Origin of the sequence: Thiolapillus sp., assembly GCF_048562965.1 — a bacterium.
GTDB classification, from domain to species: Bacteria; Pseudomonadota; Gammaproteobacteria; order Chromatiales; family Chromatiaceae; genus Thiolapillus; species Thiolapillus brandeum_A.
This window is the reverse complement of record NZ_JBHNMF010000759.1, coordinates 1-1,424: the sequence shown is the minus strand read 5'-3', so window position 1 is coordinate 1,424 and position 1,424 is coordinate 1. Positions and strand designations below refer to the sequence as shown.

Here is a 1,424-nt window from a genome sequence, read left to right as displayed (position 1 = left end):
GATAAGGTGATTCAGGGCATGCTGGCCGCCCGTATGGAGCCTACCCTGTTGAAAATCCGCCGGTGCCTGGAAGGTGGTGTCGAAGACCTTCTGCTCGAAGTGTTCGAGATATACTTCGCTGAACACCTGGGTAGCGATTGGCAGGAATCTGAAAAAATCCAGCGTTATGAGAATAACGCTTCCTCCGTGGTCGGCCGCGTCAAAGCCTACACCCGGTATTACCGTGAAAACATCGGCAAGGAACACCCTCTTATTGCTATCGACGGCCTTATCGCCATGTCGGATCACGAGCGGGACCACTTGCAAAAGATGATAGCTTCATTGCTTCCTGTGCTCAATATCCTGACGTCCTCTCACATGGGTGAGCTGCTTTCACCTGTTCCGGAATCCGATGACCCAAGAGAAATAGGAAACCTGTCCTCGCTCATTAACCGAAATCAGGTCTGCTACATCGGCCTGGACAGCCTCAGTGACGGAATGACCGGCAGTGCTATCGGCAGCCTGTTCTTGTCCGAGTTGACCAGCGTGGCCGGCCATCGGTACAACTTTGATTCCGGAAAAAAGCGCCGGGTTTGGGTCTTTGTAGATGAGGCCGCCGAAGTCGTTGATGAAAGCGCTTTCATTCAACTGCTCAACAAGTCCCGGGGCGCCGGCTTCAATGTGGTTGTTTGTACTCAGACGCTTTCTGACTTTTCTGCCCGCTTGGGCTCCGAGGACAAAGCCCGACAAATCCTGGCCAACATCAACACTATTATCGCATTACGCCTACTGGATGGCCCCACCCAGGAATATATCGCCGAAACATTGCATAAGACGAGAATCACCACCCGGCAGATAAATACCGGGATGAACACCGATGGCGAAGCACCTATTCTGCATTCAAACTCTTATGGTGAGCGTACTACCGCAGAAGAGTCGGAGCTTTTCCCGGCGGCGCTTCTTGGGCAACTGCCCAACCTACATTACGTCATGCGAGTTCCGGAGGGGCGCCTGATCAAAGGGTGGATTCCTATCCTTGTTGAAGAACAACCTGAAACGGCGGCATAAACCATGGTCTGTAAACGCAAGCTGCCGCATAATTCGCCACGCCAGGTACTCCTGGACTCCATACGGTATTGTGGATGCCGAAGCCAATACAAAAAGATTAAAAGTTACTGGAGCAACATTGACGACTTTCTACTGGCACTGTCTCGTTATTTGCTTGATATCGTGCCGGACGACATATCCGGCACCTGTCTATTCCACACGTGCCTGACAAATGGTATTCGTTCGACCTGTGACCTGGTGAACGAAGGCAAGCCTTGTCAGAATGACAACTGCATAATTGATTGTTTCATCAGCCGAACGATTGACCCGATTCCACGCCTGCTGTGCCTGACGGTAACATGCAATACATCTGGAACCGTCTGGAATCCGCTGGAAGA

At 51.8% G+C, this 1,424-nt stretch carries 2 protein-coding genes; one reads left to right on the top strand and one right to left on the bottom strand.

Annotated features, from left to right (window positions below; translation table 11 throughout):
- Nucleotides 1–1,047: TraM recognition domain-containing protein (locus ACOCD2_RS19860; RefSeq protein WP_294042914.1), on the top strand; the 1,047-nt coding region annotated here is incomplete at its 5' end.
- Nucleotides 1,048–1,236: 189 nt separating this feature from the next.
- Here ACOCD2_RS19860 and ACOCD2_RS19855 read toward each other — a convergent pair.
- Nucleotides 1,237–1,424 (bottom strand): hypothetical protein (locus ACOCD2_RS19855; protein WP_419583254.1); only part of this gene is annotated, 188 nt, incomplete at its 5' end.